We start from the raw sequence: 3,114 nt of genomic DNA on the forward strand, positions 1-3,114 counted from the left end.
GGCGTTCCTGTTGAAATGTGGAATACTCCCTGCCGCACAAGCCGACACCGAGTATCCAACATTCCAACAAGGCAATTATCACGACAATTATTAATTTTGAGTGTAGCTACTCAGGGGAAGCTTACGCCACCTTTGTGCCGAAGTATGATATTCAAATAAAACACAAGGCTAAACCGACGAACCTACTAAGTAGTTTGTCTGGATTTTACGGACTGACTATAGATGATAAATTTAAAGATATACTGCAGAGATTTAATTTGCCTCCGCATCAATTTTACCCTGTTAATGTTACGCACCGAAAGGTGCAGCTATCGTATTATTGGTTTCATTTTGTAAACAGTTTTCTTGACTACATTGATTTTACAAGCAGCGTTTTTGAAACATTCACGTTAACGCCATTTAATATTTTAAATGAATTTAAAGTTTCTTCCATTAAACAACTTCATGCGTTGGAAAGGGAAGCGAATTTTGAAAAAAGCATTAGGCCTCGAGCTCTGGTATTGAAAGAAAATTTTCCGGGTTATGATATCATTAGCCTAAGCAACGTCGCTCCGCTCACGCTAGTGTGAAAAATTAAAGCTAGAATTAGAACGATCGTCACTAACTGGTTTTGTTTTTAAAGAATATCTTCCGCTTTCTTCCTGAGATACCATATAAGAAAAACGGGTACCGACTTTGGTGTTCGAAATCGCACGTGCGTGGCGGCACCAACAAATTTAGTTACGCCAAATTATTTCGCGATTGATTAATATCTTTTACAGCGTGCTCCACTTGCCCTTGATCCAGAAAATAATTTTGATTACATAGGCGTGATCATACTGGACTATGTCGAGCAACTGAGAAGTGTAATCATCTACAGTGCCAATCAGAACAAAATCATATTCAACTCATACAAAAGTTAGATGCAACTGTTTTGCTCTTCCAAGTTTGGTAGCTGTTAGGTGATACGCAAATTATTTCGCCATTGACCAATGTCTTTTGTAGCGTGCTTTCCGCTTTTCGCTTTCCGCTTCTAAGTCCTATCTTGCAAGCCAATTTTTAAATGCATGAGTTATTTTTCCAGCGCCGCGCCTCAACTTTTAAATGAGGCTTCTCTCCAGAACAAGTTTGATTTCGCTTTGTACGATAATATCAACCACATTGATAAAGAGGTCATTTTATTTTTCGACAGTGATGTGCGTATTGAGCAAGATCTCAATGCCGAATACATTCTAGCGTTAGTGAAGGCATTGGGTGGCGACGAAAGTTCATCCATCCTCATGATGGTAAATGGGAATCTTGATGTACGTGGAACAGTCAAACCAGGTAATGATGGTATACCCTCGTTGCTGGTGATCGGTAACCTTACCTGCGATGTGCTGCAGAATTACGATGAAAGTATTTATGTGGCGGGCGATGCTAACGTCAAATATGTGTATGATGGAAATTACAACCATGGCAGTATTACGGTCAAGGGGAAACTGAACGTTCCTTATTTACTCAACAGCGATCATCATTCCGATGTAAATCCGCAAGGCGCTATATTGATTAATTACTATAGCAACCATAATGATTTTTTTACCTACGATTATACAACCAATGACTTCGAAAGGGTCATGGTGCCTGGCGTACTTGATGACCGCGGCGATTTCAGTCAGCATAGATTCATACAATGGGTGAAGGAAGGCAAGAATCCCTTAAAAGATGATGCGAAGTCGTTGAAAGTATTGTATGCGCAAGCACTTGATCAGAAGGTTGTAGAAGAAGGTGATACGTTAACGACTTTGGATTTGACGGACCAGAAGTTCACGGCGTTTCCGATGCAGATTCTTACGCTGAAGAAGCTCACCAAATTGGTTCTTAATAAGAATAAAATATCGGTGATCGCCGATGAGATTGGCTTGATGGAAAGCCTAGAGGAGCTACACCTTAGCGACTGTGGTATTGAGAAGCTGCCAAACGGAATCGGTAACCTGAAAAATCTTAGAGTCTTAAATGTTAGTCAGAACTACCGATTGGCAACGCTTCCGGATTCGATTGGCGATCTCGTTCAACTAAAAATGTTGAATGTCGATTACGTTCCAATTCAATTTGGAGAGGCGATGTCGAAGCTAGAGAATCTTGAAGAACTTAAGATGTACAATTGTTATCGCGACCGGGACCATGTGGCGAAGTTTCCGGAAGTAGTTACGCGGTTAACGAACTTGAAGAAGCTTGACCTTCGCGAAAACATTATCGAAGAACTTTACCCGAGCTTAGTTAATCTCGAGAATCTCGAGGAATTTTTATGGAAGGGATCACGTACGCAAAGTGCCAGTTTCCCAGACTTTACACAGTTTAAAAAGCTGAAGAAGCTAATCATTAGTTCAAAGTTCACAACTTGGAAAGATGTGGTGTTTAAGCTTACGTCCCTGGAGCACCTCGAGTTGGATCGGAACGCGGAAGAAAAACAGTATTTCACTGAAGATATGCTCGAGGAGTGGCAAAGTATGGCGAAGGAACATCCTGACGAATTCGGATACTTACAGGAAATGATTGATCGTAAGGTGCGCGAAGCCGATGGAAGATTTTCAGTTGTGTCGCGACCTGGAATAAATGTGAACGATCTTGCTGGCATAGGAGCACTTCAGAAGTTAACTTACCTCGATCTCTCTTTTAATGGTCTTCCTTATCTGCCAGAGGAATTTTATCAACTGAAGGCACTCAAGACAATTAACTTGTATTCAAATAAATTGTCTGAATCGGAGAAGGAGAAAATCAAAAACACTTATCCGAACGCTGAGATTAAATTTTAAATAGCGATTAACGATCCCGATAGCTATCGGGACGAATAACGATTAACGAATGTATAGGCCAACGCGCACCCTTCACTTCCCTAAAGGGCCCCGCCCGCAAATCGAGTTCCCCTTAAGGGGCCAGGGGTGAATACAAATCCATAGCTGAAGGAGGATGCTGAGGTCAACGACATTGAAATAACGATTAACGATTAACGAATAACGAATAACGAATAACGATTAACGATTAACGATTAAGGGCATCTCTAAAAACCTCAGTGAAAAGCGGTAAAGATTTGCGTACTTGCTTTCAAAGTAAGGGAAATGAAAAACAAGGCGAAAGGTCTATTTGACGAACAAT

At 40.9% G+C, this 3,114-nt stretch carries 1 protein-coding gene; it reads left to right on the forward strand.

Annotated features, from left to right (window positions below; all coding sequences use genetic code 11):
* The first annotated feature begins 1,046 nt into the window (after positions 1-1,046).
* Positions 1,047-2,774 (forward strand): leucine-rich repeat domain-containing protein, encoded by a 1,728-nt coding sequence (locus tag DQQ10_RS27615; protein ID WP_112750194.1) that lies wholly within the window; start codon positions 1,047-1,049, stop codon positions 2,772-2,774.
* Positions 2,775-3,114: the final 340 nt, after the last annotated feature.

Origin of the sequence: Pseudochryseolinea flava (assembly GCF_003286915.1) — a bacterium.
Taxonomy (GTDB): Bacteria; Bacteroidota; Bacteroidia; order Cytophagales; family Cyclobacteriaceae; genus Ohtaekwangia; species Ohtaekwangia flava.